17 protein-coding genes and 1 pseudogene are annotated in these 16066 nt (G+C 30.6%); 11 read left to right on the top strand and 7 right to left on the bottom strand.

Going from position 1 to position 16066, the window contains the following annotated elements; genetic code table 11:
* Window positions 1-24 precede the first annotated feature (24 nt).
* Entirely contained in the window at window positions 25-492 is a 468-nt protein-coding gene (locus AAGD29_RS05330; protein WP_410521134.1) for a replication initiation protein, read from the bottom strand.
* A 931-nt stretch (window positions 493-1423) separates the two neighbouring features.
* Between AAGD29_RS05330 and AAGD29_RS05325 the strand changes: the two genes are divergently transcribed.
* Entirely contained in the window at window positions 1424-2314 is an 891-nt protein-coding gene (locus AAGD29_RS05325; RefSeq protein ID WP_341757342.1) for an IS982 family transposase, read from the top strand.
* 121 nt (window positions 2315-2435) lie between these two features.
* Here AAGD29_RS05325 and AAGD29_RS05320 read toward each other — a convergent pair whose 3' ends face one another.
* Together AAGD29_RS05320 and AAGD29_RS05315 are read right to left on the bottom strand one after the other, a co-directional pair.
* Window positions 2436-2705 carry a type II toxin-antitoxin system RelE/ParE family toxin gene (locus AAGD29_RS05320; protein ID WP_341757341.1) on the bottom strand — a complete coding sequence of 90 codons (270 nt, stop codon included), beginning with the start codon at window positions 2703-2705 and terminating at the stop codon, window positions 2436-2438.
* Window positions 2689-2907 carry a ribbon-helix-helix domain-containing protein gene (locus AAGD29_RS05315; protein WP_341757340.1) on the bottom strand — a complete coding sequence of 73 codons (219 nt, stop codon included), beginning with the start codon at window positions 2905-2907 and terminating at the stop codon, window positions 2689-2691. The genes AAGD29_RS05320 and AAGD29_RS05315 overlap by 17 nt, the downstream gene beginning before the upstream one ends.
* A 341-nt stretch (window positions 2908-3248) precedes the next feature.
* Between AAGD29_RS05315 and AAGD29_RS05310 the strand changes: the two genes are divergently transcribed.
* Window positions 3249-4001 (top strand): IS5 family transposase, encoded by a 753-nt coding sequence (locus AAGD29_RS05310; protein WP_341757339.1) that lies wholly within the window; start codon window positions 3249-3251, stop codon window positions 3999-4001.
* Here AAGD29_RS05310 and AAGD29_RS05305 read toward each other — a convergent pair.
* Window positions 3928-4566 carry an Rpn family recombination-promoting nuclease/putative transposase gene (locus AAGD29_RS05305; RefSeq protein ID WP_341757338.1) on the bottom strand — a complete coding sequence of 213 codons (639 nt, stop codon included), beginning with the start codon at window positions 4564-4566 and terminating at the stop codon, window positions 3928-3930. The genes AAGD29_RS05310 and AAGD29_RS05305 overlap by 74 nt on opposite strands.
* 215 nt (window positions 4567-4781) lie before the next feature.
* Between AAGD29_RS05305 and AAGD29_RS05300 the strand changes: the two genes are divergently transcribed.
* Window positions 4782-5387, top strand: coding sequence for a bifunctional (p)ppGpp synthetase/guanosine-3',5'-bis(diphosphate) 3'-pyrophosphohydrolase (locus tag AAGD29_RS05300; RefSeq protein ID WP_341757337.1), 606 nt, complete (start codon window positions 4782-4784; stop codon window positions 5385-5387).
* Window positions 5388-5559: 172 nt separating this feature from the next.
* Window positions 5560-6325: pseudogene (locus tag AAGD29_RS05295) on the top strand (IS5 family transposase).
* Between the two features lie 262 nt (window positions 6326-6587).
* Here AAGD29_RS05295 and AAGD29_RS05290 read toward each other — a convergent pair.
* Window positions 6588-8768 (bottom strand): tetratricopeptide repeat protein, encoded by a 2181-nt coding sequence (locus tag AAGD29_RS05290; RefSeq protein ID WP_341757336.1) that lies wholly within the window; start codon window positions 8766-8768, stop codon window positions 6588-6590.
* 744 nt (window positions 8769-9512) lie between these two features.
* Here AAGD29_RS05290 and AAGD29_RS05285 point away from each other — a divergent pair.
* The 4 genes from AAGD29_RS05285 (at window position 9513) to AAGD29_RS05270 (ending at window position 13087) form a co-directional block, all read left to right on the top strand.
* A complete protein-coding gene (locus tag AAGD29_RS05285) occupies window positions 9513-9758 on the top strand; it encodes a hypothetical protein (RefSeq protein WP_341757335.1) in 246 nt (81 codons plus the stop codon).
* A gap of 343 nt (window positions 9759-10101) precedes the next feature.
* Complete coding sequence (locus AAGD29_RS05280) at window positions 10102-10863, top strand: hypothetical protein (protein ID WP_341757334.1); 762 nt, start codon at window positions 10102-10104, stop codon at window positions 10861-10863.
* Window positions 10860-12566 carry a tetratricopeptide repeat protein gene (locus tag AAGD29_RS05275; protein ID WP_341757333.1) on the top strand — a complete coding sequence of 569 codons (1707 nt, stop codon included), beginning with the start codon at window positions 10860-10862 and terminating at the stop codon, window positions 12564-12566. The genes AAGD29_RS05280 and AAGD29_RS05275 overlap by 4 nt, the downstream gene beginning before the upstream one ends.
* A 53-nt stretch (window positions 12567-12619) precedes the next feature.
* The gene (locus AAGD29_RS05270; RefSeq protein WP_341757332.1) at window positions 12620-13087 is read left to right on the top strand and encodes a hypothetical protein; all 468 of its coding nucleotides are present in this window, start codon (window positions 12620-12622) and stop codon (window positions 13085-13087) included.
* A gap of 156 nt (window positions 13088-13243) precedes the next feature.
* Here the strand turns inward: AAGD29_RS05270 and AAGD29_RS05265 are convergent.
* Both AAGD29_RS05265 and AAGD29_RS05260 read right to left on the bottom strand, forming a co-directional pair.
* Window positions 13244-14007, bottom strand: a protein-coding gene (locus tag AAGD29_RS05265) for an IS5 family transposase (protein WP_341757317.1) whose coding sequence is annotated in 2 segments (ribosomal slippage) — window positions 13244-13672 and window positions 13675-14007 — 762 coding nt in all. Because the reading frame shifts where the segments join, the coding sequence is not laid out codon by codon here.
* A gap of 59 nt (window positions 14008-14066) precedes the next feature.
* A complete protein-coding gene (locus AAGD29_RS05260) occupies window positions 14067-14264 on the bottom strand; it encodes a hypothetical protein (RefSeq protein ID WP_341757331.1) in 198 nt (65 codons plus the stop codon).
* A gap of 52 nt (window positions 14265-14316) precedes the next feature.
* Between AAGD29_RS05260 and AAGD29_RS05255 the strand changes: the two genes are divergently transcribed.
* The 3 genes from AAGD29_RS05255 (at window position 14317) to AAGD29_RS05245 (ending at window position 16060) form a co-directional block, all read left to right on the top strand.
* Window positions 14317-15099, top strand: coding sequence for an IS982 family transposase (locus AAGD29_RS05255; RefSeq protein WP_341757330.1), 783 nt, complete (start codon window positions 14317-14319; stop codon window positions 15097-15099).
* A gap of 54 nt (window positions 15100-15153) precedes the next feature.
* Window positions 15154-15917, top strand: a protein-coding gene (locus AAGD29_RS05250; protein WP_341757317.1) for an IS5 family transposase whose coding sequence is annotated in 2 segments (ribosomal slippage) — window positions 15154-15486 and window positions 15489-15917 — 762 coding nt in all. Because the reading frame shifts where the segments join, the coding sequence is not laid out codon by codon here.
* Entirely contained in the window at window positions 15917-16060 is a 144-nt protein-coding gene (locus AAGD29_RS05245; protein ID WP_341757329.1) for a hypothetical protein, read from the top strand. Before AAGD29_RS05250 ends, AAGD29_RS05245 begins: the two co-directional genes overlap by 1 nt.
* Window positions 16061-16066: the final 6 nt, after the last annotated feature.

The following is a 16066-nucleotide window of genomic DNA, read 5'->3' as shown; positions in this document are numbered from 1 at the left end:
GTCCTAAACTTTATAATATCTCTCCTATCTTTGCAACTCTTCATTTATGAGTAGTATATAACACGAATTTTTTCTAACCTCTTGAGCTAAATAAGGCATAATCCTATCGGTAAATTCGATTGTAATACTACCCTCTGTCTTATTGTACTTAGCCATCGAACAAACATTTATTCGCCACACCTCCTGTAAGTCTATTCTTTCTACCTGTAGGTCTGTCTTCATTAATTTATTTGCTGCATGTTTTAAAATTCCATAGCAGTTAGCTAAAGATACATTAAATAATTCACTAAATTCCTTTGCAGTTAAAACGTGTTCTCTTTGTAACTGCTCTGGCTGTAGATATTTCCCATATTCATCAACACCACCTATTTTACTAATTAAGTGCAAGAAAACTTGATAATCAGTAAGATGAAAATCACCAAAGTTAGCAGTATTCAATTTTTTATTTTTATAAACCTTTGGAGTTTTTGACTGTAAAATAAGATTCCCCATACATAATAAACCAAAAATTAATAACTAATCATGACTTTATACTATAAGACATATTAAATGTGAATAACTATAGTGACTTTGACTATAAAAAAGTCATAGTAATTCCTGCTAAGCCTTATAAGTATTGACTTAGCAGATTTTTTAATATCAAAATTTTCGGTAGATTAATTTTATTCATAATATGCTCAAAAAATACAAATCACAAATAATTATATCACTAGTATAAAATGTTAATTAATGTGCATAATTAATGTGAATAAGTGCAATATTCGACTATGAAAAAGTCATACACGCACCCAGCTAAGCAGCATAAGTACTGGTCTAGCGGGGTGCTGAGAATATCTTAGAATATATTTAGAATATTATTTATGAAAGGGATAACTTCTGTGGATAACTGCAAGAACCTAGCCATTAAGTCAACCGTTATTAGGTAATAAACTTAAAAAAAGCTTACAAAACAGTATTAGTGATAACAACTAACTCATTGGATGCTAAAAAGCAGAAATATGCAATAAAGGGAGATTGTTTTAATGACGATTTAACCAAATTAGAGCAAATGCGTTTTAAGATGCTTTTAAGGCTTTTACAGAAGAATCTTTGTTTTTAAGCTGGGAAAATACATAAAAAAACAAATACCAGTATATAATAGCTTTAAAACACGTAATTTAATGGTATTACGTCAGTTTGGGATAAGATATAGATGAAATAGTAATAGATAAAAGGATTGTCAAAAAGGAGTGCCTGCAGTATACTCGATGAAAATCAATAATTGCGTTGTCGTTGTCCAAGACCTGCGGTACTCACGTACTAATGTACGCTGTGCTCCTCGGCTTGGACACTCCTAGCACTTGTTGATTTTGATCTTCGTCTACCAACTCTTCATTTACGAGCAGTATATTTATATTTTTAAACAAAAAAACAAACTACAGGCATGAAAAAAGATATCACAGAATTATATAGTTTTATAGATGATTTTTGTAAAATTTATTTGGAGTATGAACAGAGAAAGTTATTACCATCAAATAAGCAGAGAAATCGCTGTTGTAGCATGAGTTTAAGTGAAATGTTAACAATAATAATTATGTTTCATACATCCTATGCTAAGAATTTTAAATTTTTCTATAAAAGTTATATAGAGTGCATGCATAAGGATGATTTCCCTAAAGCCTTGAGTTATAATAGATTTGTTGAATTAATGGCACGATTATTCATACCGCTAAATATGTTGATTCATTTGTTGTTTGGTGAGGAAACAGGTATTTATTTTATTGACTCTACAACGATTAAAGCTTGTCACAATAAAAGGCGTTATAGCAATAAAGTTTTTAAAGGATTAGCCAAACATAGTAAATCCTCTATGGGGTATTTTTATGGTTTTAAATTACATGTAATAATCAATAATAAAGGGAAGTTTATGGCATTAAAAGTGACCAAAGGCAATGTAGATGATAGGATTCCAGTACCGGAGTTAACAAAAAGATTAACTGGAATTATAGCAGCTGATAAAGGTTATATTAAGCAAAATTTGTTCTTAAATTTATATGAAAGAGGCTTAAAAATGATTCATGGAATTAAGAAGAATATGGAAAATAAATTAATGGATTTGAAAGAAAAAATCTTACTTCGAAAGCGTAACTTAATTGAAACAGTTTTTGATTATCTAAAAAATAAAATGAACCTTGAACATACTAGACATAGATCACCAATAAATGCCTTTGTCCATATATTATCTACTCTTGTTGCTTATTCATTAAAGAAAAATAAACCTTCAACAAAATTTGATTTTAATCTACATGTTCTCAATATCCTTATCCCGAATTGACGTATATTGGTATCCAAAGCACAAATCCCCGCCGATAAACTAGGATGCTCTATGTACTGTTAATAATTATTATAACAATATACTTATTATTAGCCTTATTCATACTATAAAATGTAAGTGGTCATTGAGTATAAACCTCATCCCTTATCGCTACTCTTAAAACAAGCACTGTTAATAGCTCTTCTTCTATGCTACAAATCACTCTATACTTTCCTATTCTATATCTCCATAATCCAACATAATCATATTGCATTGACTTGCCTAAATCTTTAGGATGGCTACATCTTAGTACCTTATTTTTAAAATAATTACTGATCAACCCTTGCGATGTTTTATCTAGCTTTCTAAATTCTTTAACAGCCTTGAGATCAAATTCAACTTTCCAAGTCATTATTATCTTCCAACTGCTCTAAAGATATTCTAGGATTTTTTTGCTCTAATCTGTTTAAAGCTATAAAATAATCTTCCCTTTCTTCCAAAAAGCCCTCTACTGCTTTTCTGATAAGATAACTTTTCTTTCTATCTATAATTTTTCCAAGTTGGTCTAGTCTATTATAAAGATCATCTGGTAGCTTTGATGTGATTGTATGCATAGGTATACTTTTGATACATTATATACTATTGAATATAGTATATACTTCTTGTAAAGTCAAGGTTTAGCAAATATTTTGTTGAAATTATATTTACGATTCAAAAAATAAGAAAACTTACTTTTGCTTGAATTTCATATTATCAAAAGAAAACTGACTTTCAGAAATATCAGAAAGTTTTGATAATCCCATTTCTCTTTCCTTTTTTTCTAATTGAAGTTTTGTTGGTTTTTTGTAGATATTAGGTTCTGTTGACAAAAATTATAGTTAGGAAAGAGGAATAAAAAGTTGCCATAGTAAGAAGAAATGGTAGTTTCTAGTTATCAAAAAAAGGAACTACCAATATGAAGTATTACATAGAAGAACAAGCATGGGAAGTAATTTTATCATTTTTTAAGAAAAAAAATGGTATACACAACAAGAATGAAGAAAAAATGAGACATTTTATTGAAGCAATATGGTTTATTGTTAGAACAGGTTGCCAATGGCGTCTTCTACCTGATGATTATGGTTGTTGGTACAGTATTTATCGCAGATTTAAGAGATGGGTTGACAAAGGTATATGGGAGGATTTAATGGATTATGTTAAAGTAGATGCAGATATGGAATCAATTATGATTGATGCAACTATTGTGAGAGCACATGCTTGCTCATCTGGATATATCAAAGGTAATCAAGAAGAAGGGGCTTTAGGTAGAAGCAGAGGTGGTTTTAGTACTAAAATTCATGCCCTTGTTGATGCCCTTGGTAATCCATTAAAGTTTATACTAACTGCTGGGCAAAGAAATGATATAACTCAAGCGGGAAATCTTACTCAAGATGTTCAGAATACGACTGTGATAGCCGATAAAGGATACGATAGTAGTGCATTTGTAGAAAGTTTAGAAAATAAGGGGTGTGAGATTGTTATACCACCAAAATCTAACCGTAAAGTACAACGTGAATATGATAAACATACTTATAAGGAACGACATTTAATTGAGTGCTTATTTGGTAAAATCAAACATTTTAGGCGTATATTTTCTAGATTTGATAAAGCTCCAGCCACTTTTTTAGCTTTTCTAAATTTCGTTGGAACTTTAATATGGTTACGTTAAAATTTTTGTCAACAGAACCTAATAGGCCAGACCATGGCCTTTCTTTTAATTCATCATCAGGAATCTTATGAACATTAATCAGCTGATAATCATTCATCCAAAACTCGCGTGCAAGGTGGTTATTAGTGCCAAATAAATCCCATAAATTGCGTGCTACATCGTACTCTTCAGTGCCATTATACAGCACCAAAGGATATATTAGCGGTAGATGCTTAGATTTGGGGTGGTTTTTTAAATATCGATCGCAAATCCGGGTCATATATTTAAATAAATGGAAGGCCATGAACTTATCAGCGGTACTTTGGTGTTCCAGCAAAATGAAAATATAACCATCCTGATCATTAAATTTAGCCGAAAATAATACATCCGAGCTACTACGAGTAAGCTTTGGTTCAATAAAGCTTGCGTTTTCTACTTTTAAAGAAGAAGTATCAATTATAGCCAGCACATCCTTAGGCAAATGAGTTTTAAGAAAATCATAAGCTACTCTAGGATTTTCCATTGCTACTTTAACAATTTCATCATGCTTCGGCTTCTTTAACTTTTTGGACTTCTTTGTGACCATTATGATAATTTATTATTAGTTTTTTTGTTTGCTATGCTTGAGTACCAAACAAATTAGGTTGTATATGTTTACTCTCAGTAGGTATAATTGCCTATTACTTATTCAATATATGATTTACTAGCAATTGACAAGCTTATTTTTATTTGTTAGCATTAAAGACTACCATAATATTATTTAAAAAACAAATTCATTACAACTGCACTAAAATAGCAAATATGCAATCTCAAGATATTAACGATTTACGTAAAATAGCCGATATTATTAGTACTAAGCTAAGTGAAAATGATATAGCAGCAACAACATATTACAGATTAAAAGACCCTTGTTCTGCCTTAAATAAGATGATACTAAAGACTAACGAATTAACTGACCTAGTTGCTTTTAGATTTATAGTTGATAAGCTAGAATATTGTTATAAAGTGTTGGATATTATCCGTGGCATCTATTCTGTTAAAACAGCAGAGAAAAAGAACTATATTGATTATCCTAAAGATAATGGTTATCGTTCCTTGCATATTGTTACGAGTATCGGTAACCCGAGACGTGATGTGGAAATGCAGGTACGAACCAATGAGATGCATGATATAGCAGAATTTGGTACAGCAAATCACAATGAATATAAAAAGACACAGGCAGCAAAGATAAGAGAGTTACTGCCTAGTGGCATGTTGAATATAGCTGGTATTAATACTGAGCTAAATAAGGCTTATGATATCTTTAGCCAGTTTAATTGGACTATACAAGAACTTATTGCTTATGAGCAAGCAATTGAAAATATTTATCGTATTTATCAAGACCAAGACAGCTTGCGTAAAGTATGAAGTGCATAGTGTTATTGAGTAACTAAAAATATGTGGTTAGGTAATTATGAGCAAATTTGTTCAAGCAGATTTGAAAATTATTAATACTCCGACTAGGGCGTGTCATCAATTAAGTTGACAGGAGCGTTTATTTGTTGTGTAATAGAGAAAAAATTAAGGATAAATTTTCTCTATGCGTCGATATGCTCTACGTGACGATCAATGGGATCGGATTAAAGATAACCTACCTGGAAGGAAAGAGTCTGTTGGTGTAACAGCCAAGGATAATCGCCTATTTGTAGAAGCAGTCTTGTATCGATATAGGGCTGGTATACCTTGGAGAGACCTACCTAAACGTTTTGGAGATTTTCGAGTGATTCACCTACGTCATTCAAGGTGGAGCAAGACAGGTGTGTGGAAAAAGGTTTTTGAGATGCTGGCTGAAGATGCTGATAACGAGTATGCCATGATTGATTCAACCATTGTTAGGACTCATCAACATAGTGCTGGTGCTAAAAAAAAGAGTTAGATGATGACCAAGCAATTGGACGAGGTAAAGGGGGGCTGAGTACTAAAATCCATGCCACATGTGACGCTCTAGGGAATCCAACGGGATTCCCTCTTACCCCGGATCAAGCTCATGATTTGCAAGGATCTGATGTTTTGATGAATGAATTGACGAAAGCGAATGCTGTACTTGTTGATAAGGCTTATGATGCCGATGCACGTATGCGAGATAAGCTGAAAGATAAGGGATGTATAGAGCTGTGATTCCCCCAAAGAAGAATCGTGTGAATCCAGCTAATTATGATAAGGATCTCTATAAAGCTAGGCATTTGATTGAGAACTTTTTTGCAAAATTGAAGCAATATAGAGCTATTGCAACACGATATGACAAAACATCTCAGAACTTTTTGGGTGCTGTTTATATGGCTTCCATGGTAATTTGGCTCAATTGATGATACACCCTAGACCTATTATTTTATTCATAGTATAATCTCCTTCATCTTATTGTGCAAGGCTACTGCATTGCAGCACCTTCTACAATTTGTTCAAAGAAGACTTTCTAAGAGGATACTTATTCTGTCTACGACTCTTTCAGTCCAAAATCCATCAAGTCACCCTCTTATAACTACTTATAACATGTTTTTAAGATATAAGACCCATTTCAGTGAATAAACTAGATTGACTTTTATAATTGCTGGTTGACACAACTAATGCTTAATGATTCTTGGTCCACAAATCCATATCATATTGCTTGCAATATTCAATCATATCAACGGTATTAGGATGGTGTATGCCAAACTCCTTAATTTGTGGCTTGCCAAAGAATTTATAATTATATAAATCTTTGCTTTTACAGGCAGCTTTTGCTCCTTTGTTATATAACTCACTTACTTGAGCAATATTTTTACTTTTATCTTTATATAAATAATGATATATAACAAACGCTTTTTTATAAGATTCTATGGCATGCTTTAGCCTATTTTGGGTAAAATTGCTATTTTCACTTGCTAAAAATATGGAAATAGCTTTTTTAATATATTCATAAGCTTGATCTACTTTATCTAAACCTAATATACTTCTTGCCATTTCCGTATAAATATTTGCAAATATTTCATTATCTTCATTCTTGATAGGCTTATATATATTATATAGCTGTTGAGATTGAGTATAAGCTTCTTGATATCTACCAAGAAAACTTAACATCTTTGCTCTAGATATATAAGTTTCAGCAAAATATAGGTCATGAATATGCGAGCCATTTTTTATAAACAGCTCAATAATTTTATCTACATATTCTAAAGCTTCATGATATTTTCCTTGCATCTCACATAATACACTTTTCGAGGAATATATTATAGACATATCAGCTTCTTGTATGTTTCCGTGTTTTACTAATTTTGCTATCTTCGCAAGCAATTCTTCAGCAAACTTTATTTTACCTAAAAGTACATAAGAGTCATATATATGAGATATTAAATTAAATTTAAGAGAATAATTGGATTCATCATCATCAAGTTTATCTAAAATCTCTAATGCTTTAGTAAAATAAGGAATCGATGTTTCAAAATTTTGCAATATTTTTTTATGATATGTTCCTATCGCTCCTAAGTATCTAGCATAATAAAATTTTTGATTTTCATACATTTGCCACAATTTAAATTCTTTATTCTTATCTTTCTGAATAAACCAATTAACCATTTGTTGTGCTTTATTATTATGAAGGTTTACATATAGAGAAAATAACTCACTTCTTAAGATCATGATTGTATATATATTAATATTATATTTTTCAGAGTTACTTAAAAGAATTTCTAAATTTTCTGGTATGGTCTGGGCAGTTCTCCACAAATATCCTGAGTGAGTTCCTTTTACTTTAGGTAATTTGGTAATAATATTTTCTAAATATATTTTATTATTATCACCATTTAGTTCCATTATTTTATTGCTAACTATGTCATGCATTTCAAAAATAGGATTATTCTCACTAAAATTAATATTGCTAATTAGCATAAACTTAGATAATTGATATATATCATCATCTAAAGTATCTTTATGATCAGTAATGATGGTAAGCAGCTGTTTTGAAAAACTTTGGTTATTTAATAAAGCTATTTTATTCAGCAACTTTATTGCACTTGGTTTTAATTGTTGAATAACCATATTAATATTTGTTGCTATTTTATCAGTTGATTGATAGATTTTCTTTTTATACTCCTCTTTATCTAAACCTTTAATTTTGTTAAGTAATTTAGTTCCTTGCACTATCAATATTGGATAACCACTAAAAGATTGCGTTAAAAATTCAACACTATTGTTATCTTTATTATCCAATAAGCTATTAGCTAAAGCTATAATAGTAGGCTTATCAAGTATGGGCATTGCTATAATATTAGATAACTTTTCATTATCTTGCGAACAAAACACTATATTACCATTATGTTCCCAATCAATAAAATCTTGTACTTTTGTATTTTCATTAACTTTTAGATTATCAAACACCAATAACCACTTATTAGTAGAAGTTAAATATGATATTACTTCTTTTTTTGCTAAAGCAACTTCTTCAGATATATTAGTTTGTTTGATAGTATTGAGTTGTTTGGCTAATTTAACAAATTGCTCATTAAAATCAAGGTTACAATCAAAAAACCAAATTAGATCATAATTATTTTTATTCTCATAGCCATACATCCTAATCAGTTGAGTTTTACCTATACCACTAGTACCAACTATACTTGCTTGTCTATATTTATTTAAATGCTCATCAAGGATTTTAAGTTGTTGCTCATGATTGACAAAATAACTAACTGGGGTGATTAAATTAGTTATTTGTTCTTTTGCCAAAGTTCTAGTATTAATGATTAATAATATGATTAATAGTAAAGATTTTTTCATATAATGAAACTGGTGAAAAATAAATTATGCCCTAACGGTACATATAAAACATATTATACGAATAACTATAAAGAATAAGCAAAAATAACTCAACTTAAGTTTAAATATTAATAATAAAAATCATTAAAAAGTAGAAAAGTTTGTTTGCTAATTCTGAACCTAAATTCCACTAACCTAGTATCAGTAGACCATCTTTACAATCTCAAAGTTCGTATAATCCCTTATGGTGATTTTTGACATGTATAACGTCGATAGGCCTCTAAATTATAACCTTATCCCGAATTCATACAATAAATAAGCCATGATAAATATAACGTGATCAGTTATATTAGTGGTAGGATGGGTAAACTGTATCCCGAATTGAAGATCTAAATTTCGGAGACTTCGTATGTTAGCAAAGACTCATCCTATTTGGGATAAAGACTACGAACGGATGTCATAAGGATTAACCTTGAGTATGTAGCATATCCTGTTGTTAACTATAAATCATGAGGCTAGCGTAACTAGTGATTTGGGCAGTATTATTTATCAGGAGTGTAAATGGCATCTTCAAGCCTCTTACTTAGCGAGGACGTTCTGACTTGCAAACTTGCTAATTTGCTGTACAATTTATCACATTGAAATTGATGGAATATATTTACAACATATATTGATATAATTAACAACTTGTAAATTGTTATAGTAAGTTATAAACTATCAAATGCAATAGATCGAGTACAAGTCTTTTTGATTCAAACTAATATTATGCAACAATTAATACAACAATTCAAACCGTTCATTATTGCTATTATTATGTTTTTATTTTTTAATATTGGTTTTTATATTTACCTTTTACATCTACAAAAAGAAAAAGAGAAATTAATGCTTACTGGTTATTTAGATAGTGTTGGTAGTTTATTATTTCATGATTTAACAACAGTCTTCAACAAATCTAGCGATAATAAAACCTTTTTTTATTTAAAAATTTTTCAAGAACAAATAATGGTATAAGCGAGAATACAATAAAAAATAAACCATATACAATTTCTATCAGAAATTCAGCAGAAGATTTCATATTTGATTTACAAGAACTAAGGGAGAATTTAAATAGAATATTCCCCAATTTCATAGGTTATGCAATTATAATCAATGATTATAGTGTTGCATTTGGTTTAGACTATAAGCAAAATTTTAATATAATAAAAGATTATCAAATTGATTTAAACACAGTTTTAACCATAAAAGTTGGAGTTAACAAAAATTCTAGTTTTTATCTTTTGAATAGAAGAAAAATATATAAAAATACTTTGATAACGGCTATTTCAACTTTTTTATTTGTTTGTTATTTTTGTATTTGTATTTAAAAATAACAAAAATAATAGAAGAAAGATTGTCCATATTAGAACATGACTTACACGAAGAAAGGAAGATTAATAATACGCTACTGAGCAACAAAAAAATTAATCAAAAACTAAAGAAGCTCTTTATAAAAAAAGCAACTGAGATGTATATCAAGCAAGAAATGGGGATAATACTAGGTAATGAGAAAATAATTCAGAATATATCCCCAAGTGACTATTTATTTCCAATGTGCTTATATGATACATCTCCTGAAAAAATAAATATAGTAAATTTAACTAAGTCTTTAAAAGAATATTTTTCACCTTATTTTATTAGAGTAGCTTTAAAGATAAAAAAAACTATAGATACAATTAACATTAATTGTGCGACCGAAGTTTTTTATCAGTTAATTTTTAGCCTTATTTTTAATTTAATGGAATTTATGGATAGACAAAGTGAAGTTCCTAAAATAATGGAAATAAGATTTACCGAAAAAAAAGTTATTATTGAATATGACAGTTTCCCTTTAAACGAAGAAAGAATGGTTGATATATCTGAAACTATAGTGTTAGAATATATGGATGTATTTCTACTTAGCTGTCGTAAAATATTCAAATCTCTAAAGGAGCATAAGTTTGAGTACAGTGTATCTTCTACTGATGAATCTAATATAGTTGAGATTATTTATCCTATAGTAATAAATAAATCAGTACAAAAACAAGAGCAAGTGTTAGATTTTGCTAAATATGTGAATAATATTAGAAAGAAAAAATGAAAAAATATTTATTAATAATAATGGTATTAATAATGCCTTATACATCAGTTGCTCAAGCAGAAATATCCAATCTTGTTATACCAGTAAGCTATTTTGTAGATCATGTTAAACAATTAACTTTAGTTAAGAATAATTTGATCAAGTATAGACAAACAAGTCTCGTTGGCATTAGTGGTATGGGCAAGACTCAGCTTGCGAGAATGTACACCTATGAGAATAAAAATAATTATGATCTTATTTGGTTCATTGATTGCAATTTAGATATTAATGAAGAGTTTCTAAAACTAGCAAAATCAATTAATGAAAAAGCTAAGACTAATTTAATATCAGAAGATGTAAGAACAGTAAAAAAAGAAGTATTGTCTTACTTATCTAGTAAGAAAAAATGGTTGTTAGTATTTGATAATTTAAAGATCAAAGAAAATCATAAGGTGCAAGAATTTGTTAATTGGGAACATAATGGTCATGTTATCTTTGCTTCCCAAGACAGTGAACTATTAGCTAATACAGTCAAAATGACGGCATTTGAAAAAAATGATGCTATTACTCTTGCTAATAATATTTTAGAAAAAGATGATCCTAAACTAGCAGAATTTTTAGTTCAAGAATTTGTTGGTTATCCTATATTGATAGTACAAGGTACACAGTTATTGAACCAAGTACCGGGTTTAAATCAAGAAGAATATAAAAAGAGGATACGAGATTCTGCTGATAAAATTAAATTAAATATTACTTTAGCAATTAAGGAATTAAAGCCAAATGCTAAAAGATTACTGAATAAGATAGCTTTAATCAATAACCAAGCTTTTTCCAAGGAACTATTGAAGATTATTGCTGATGACAAAAACACCATTGATGATGATATTTATCAACTGTCTAAATTTGCTTTAATTTCTAATACTGATCCAAATGAAACCAATCCTGTTTTTGAAATGCATGATGTTATTGCTAATAAGATCATGGAACTAAATGGAAATAAGAATAATAAAAGTTATCTAGAAGATATTATTACTAAGTTAATGGATGGAATACCAAAAAATGTACTTAAGGGACGTATTTTTAGAAACACAAAAACCATTAGGGAAAACATGGAAATAATTCTAAAGAACGCACAAAAATATAATATAAAGTATAAAGTGATGGAATTAAGATTTCATGTACTTAATAGTTATCTTAATATTTTTGATTATTATAATGCAGAAAAACTAGTTGAGTGGTTTAATAAAAATGATAAAGAGGGTAAATTAAAATTATTATTTATGAATAATAATGAGAAACGCATATATGCTGGGTATTTAGGATTAATAGCTGCATATTATAAAAGCAAATATTCAGATTATAATGTAACACTTGAATATTATAAAAAAGCACAAGAAGTTTTTAAAGGTATAAAAGGGTATAATTCTTATAGATACAATATATTGTATAACTTAGCATCGACCTATACTATATTAGGGCAAATTCAAAAGGCACAAGAAAATATTCAGATAATTGAAAAGATGTTTAGTGATGGTTTAGTAGACGAAAGTGAACTTTTTTATATATATGTTGCGAAAGCAAAATTGCTTTTTACTTTAGGAGAATATACTAAAGCATTAGAACAAATCAATGGTGCTGTAAATGTATTTCTCAGTAATAGGCTAGGCTGCACCAAGATAATTTATTATTTACGAATAGTTATGTACTTAGAGCTGAGATATTAAATGCTCTTAGCCAATATAAAGAAGCCTATGCTCAAGTTAAACAATTATATAATATGCATAAACCCTCTAAAAAAGATGATCATGAAGTATTTGGTCGCATTTTTATCCAAATGTCAAGAGCAGAGCTAGGTTTAGGTAATACTAATAAAGCTATAAACTATGCCAGCAAGGCTAAAACCATATTCATTAATGACCCAGCTAGACCTAATAAAGATATCAGCATTTCATCAGACACATATTTAGCAAAGGCTTTTGTTGCAGAAGGAGATGCATTAGCAGCTCTTGGTCAGAATGAAAAGGCGGCTGAATCCTATGCTTCAGCAGAAGTATTATATTATAATAATTATCGGGACAATATGAAAAATGTCGATGAAGTAAGCTACCTGTATTGGGCTGCAGCAAAAGCGACTTGCAATTTACCAAATAAATTTTGGTATATAAAATTTAGCACCCAACTCATAGAAAAATTTGGTGCAACCCACTTTAGAAGTATAGATCTTTTGAGTAAGTGTAAAAACTAATAACAATTTGATAAAATATTCACTTTTGCCCCAAATTTACTTTTTTTGTATGCGTTGTTGTAATATCCAATTAATAAACCTTTTCTCTAGTTCTTTTTTGGGTTCGGGTTTCGAGTAATTAAACACTTCTAACATAATATTGACTAGGGTGTGTCATCAATTGAGCCAAATTACCATGGAAGCCATATAAACAGCACCCAAAAAGTTCTGAGATGTTTTGTCATATCGTGTTGCAATAGCTCTATATTGCTTCAATTTTGCAAAAAAGTTCTCAATCAAATGCCTAGCTTTATATAGGTCCTTATCATACTTAGCTGGATTCACACGATTCTTCTTTGGGGGAATCACAGCTATACATCCCTTATCTTTCAGCTTATCTCGCATACGTACATCGGCATCATAAGCCTTATCAGCAAGTACAGCATCCGCTTTCGTCAATTCATTCATCAAAACATCAGATCCTTGCAAATCATGAGCTTGACCCGGGGTAAGATGGAATCCCGTTGGATTCCCTAGAGCATCACATGTGGCATGGATTTTAGTACTCAGCCCCCCTTTACCTCGTCCAATTGCTTGGTCATCATCTAACTCTTTTTTTTAGCACCGGCACTATGTTGATGAGCCCTAACAATGGTTGAATCAATCATGGCATACTCGTTATCAGCATCTTCAGCCAGCATCTCAAAAACCTTTTTCCACACACCTGTCTTGCTCCACCTTGAATGACGTAGGTGAATCACTCGAAAATCTCCAAAACGTTCAGGTAGGTCTCTCCAAGGTATACCAGCCCTATATCGATACAAGACTGCTTCTACAAATAGGCGATTATCCTTGGCTGTTACACCAACAGACTCTTCCCTTCCAGGTAGCTTATCTTTAATCCGATCCCATTGATCGTCACGTAGAGCATATCGACGCATAGAGAAAATTTATCCTTAATTTTTTCTCTATTACACAACAAATAAACGCTCCTGTCAACTTAATTGATGACACACCCTAGATCGACTTCAGTAACTTCTAACTTAAGGTTTTTTATCTCTTCTATTACAGTCTTAAGTACTTTTTCCATCAATTCAAAATCATCATTATTTAAATAATTTTTTGTTTCAATAAAGGGATTATACGTCAGTTTGGGATAAGATATAGATGAAATAGTAATAGATAAAAGGATTGTCAAAAAGGAGTGCCTGCAGTATTTATATTTTTAAACAAAAAAACAAACTACAGGCATGAAAAAAGATATCACAGAATTATATAGTTTTATAGATGATTTTTGTAAAATTTATTTGGAGTATGAACAGAGAAAGTTATTACCATCAAATAAGCAGAGAAATCGCTGTTGTAGCATGAGTTTAAGTGAAATGTTAACAATAATAATTATGTTTCATACATCCTATGCTAAGAATTTTAAATTTTTCTATAAAAGTTATATAGAGTGCATGCATAAGGATGATTTCCCTAAAGCCTTGAGTTATAATAGATTTGTTGAATTAATGGCACGATTATTCATACCGCTAAATATGTTGATTCATTTGTTGTTTGGTGAGGAAACAGGTATTTATTTTATTGACTCTACAACGATTAAAGCTTGTCACAATAAAAGGCGTTATAGCAATAAAGTTTTTAAAGGATTAGCCAAACATAGTAAATCCTCTATGGGGTATTTTTATGGTTTTAAATTACATGTAATAATCAATAATAAAGGGGAGTTTATGGCATTAAAAGTGACCAAAGGCAATGTAGATGATAGGATTCCAGTACCGGAGTTAACAAAAAGATTAACTGGAATTATAGCAGCTGATAAAGGTTATATTAAGCAAAATTTGTTCTTAAATTTATATGAAAGAGGCTTAAAAATGATTCATGGAATTAAGAAGAATATGGAAAATAAATTAATGGATTTGAAAGAAAAAATCTTACTTCGAAAGCGTAACTTAATTGAAACAGTTTTTGATTATCTAAAAAATAAAATGAACCTTGAACATACTAGGGTGTGTCATCAATTAAGTTGACAGGAGCGTTTATTTGTTGTGTAATAGAGAAAAAATTAAGGATAAATTTTCTCTATGCGTCGATATGCTCTACGTGACGATCAATGGGATCGGATTAAAGATAAGCTACCTGGAAGGGAAGAGTCTGTTGGTGTAACAGCCAAGGATAATCGCCTATTTGTAGAAGCAGTCTTGTATCGATATAGGGCTGGTATACCTTGGAGAGACCTACCTGAACGTTTTGGAGATTTTCGAGTGATTCACCTACGTCATTCAAGGTGGAGCAAGACAGGTGTGTGGAAAAAGGTTTTTGAGATGCTGGCTGAAGATGCTGATAACGAGTATGCCATGATTGATTCAACCATTGTTAGGGCTCATCAACATAGTGCCGGTGCTAAAAAAAAGAGTTAGATGATGACCAAGCAATTGGACGAGGTAAAGGGGGGCTGAGTACTAAAATCCATGCCACATGTGATGCTCTAGGGAATCCAACGGGATTCCATCTTACCCCGGGTCAAGCTCATGATTTGCAAGGATCTGATGTTTTGATGAATGAATTGACGAAAGCGGATGCTGTACTTGCTGATAAGGCTTATGATGCCGATGTACGTATGCGAGATAAGCTGAAAGATAAGGGATGTATAGCTGTGATTCCCCCAAAGAAGAATCGTGTGAATCCAGCTAAGTATGATAAGGACCTATATAAAGCTAGGCATTTGATTGAGAACTTTTTTGCAAAATTGAAGCAATATAGAGCTATTGCAACACGATATGACAAAACATCTCAGAACTTTTTGGGTGCTGTTTATATGGCTTCCATGGTAATTTGGCTCAATTGATGACACACCCTAGACATAGATCACCAATAAATGCCTTTGTCCATATATTATCTACTCTTGTTGCTTATTCATTAAAGAAAAATAAACCTTCAACAAAATTTGATTTTAATCTACATGTTCTCAATATCCTTATCCCGAATTGACGTTAT

The sequence above is a fragment of the Candidatus Tisiphia endosymbiont of Ditula angustiorana genome (genome assembly GCF_964026425.1).
GTDB lineage: Bacteria > Pseudomonadota > Alphaproteobacteria > Rickettsiales > Rickettsiaceae > Tisiphia.
The sequence above is the reverse complement of the archived record's forward strand: the minus strand, read 5'-3'. Positions and strand labels throughout refer to the sequence as shown.

Coding starts and splice junctions, on each gene's coding strand:
- AAGD29_RS05330 (WP_410521134.1), bottom strand. CDS start 492: ATGGGGAATCTTATTTTACAGTCAAAAACTCCAAAGGTTTATAAAAAT.
- AAGD29_RS05325 (WP_341757342.1), top strand. CDS start 1,424: ATGAAAAAAGATATCACAGAATTATATAGTTTTATAGATGATTTTTGT.
- AAGD29_RS05320 (WP_341757341.1), bottom strand. CDS start 2,705: ATGACTTGGAAAGTTGAATTTGATCTCAAGGCTGTTAAAGAATTTAGA.
- AAGD29_RS05315 (WP_341757340.1), bottom strand. CDS start 2,907: ATGCATACAATCACATCAAAGCTACCAGATGATCTTTATAATAGACTA.
- AAGD29_RS05310 (WP_341757339.1), top strand. CDS start 3,249: ATGAAGTATTACATAGAAGAACAAGCATGGGAAGTAATTTTATCATTT.
- AAGD29_RS05305 (WP_341757338.1), bottom strand. CDS start 4,566: ATGGTCACAAAGAAGTCCAAAAAGTTAAAGAAGCCGAAGCATGATGAA.
- AAGD29_RS05300 (WP_341757337.1), top strand. CDS start 4,782: ATGCAATCTCAAGATATTAACGATTTACGTAAAATAGCCGATATTATT.
- AAGD29_RS05290 (WP_341757336.1), bottom strand. CDS start 8,768: ATGAAAAAATCTTTACTATTAATCATATTATTAATCATTAATACTAGA.
- AAGD29_RS05285 (WP_341757335.1), top strand. CDS start 9,513: ATGCAACAATTAATACAACAATTCAAACCGTTCATTATTGCTATTATT.
- AAGD29_RS05275 (WP_341757333.1), top strand. CDS start 10,860: ATGAAAAAATATTTATTAATAATAATGGTATTAATAATGCCTTATACA.
- AAGD29_RS05270 (WP_341757332.1), top strand. CDS start 12,620: ATGCATAAACCCTCTAAAAAAGATGATCATGAAGTATTTGGTCGCATT.
- AAGD29_RS05255 (WP_341757330.1), top strand. CDS start 14,317: ATGAAAAAAGATATCACAGAATTATATAGTTTTATAGATGATTTTTGT.
- AAGD29_RS05245 (WP_341757329.1), top strand. CDS start 15,917: ATGACACACCCTAGACATAGATCACCAATAAATGCCTTTGTCCATATA.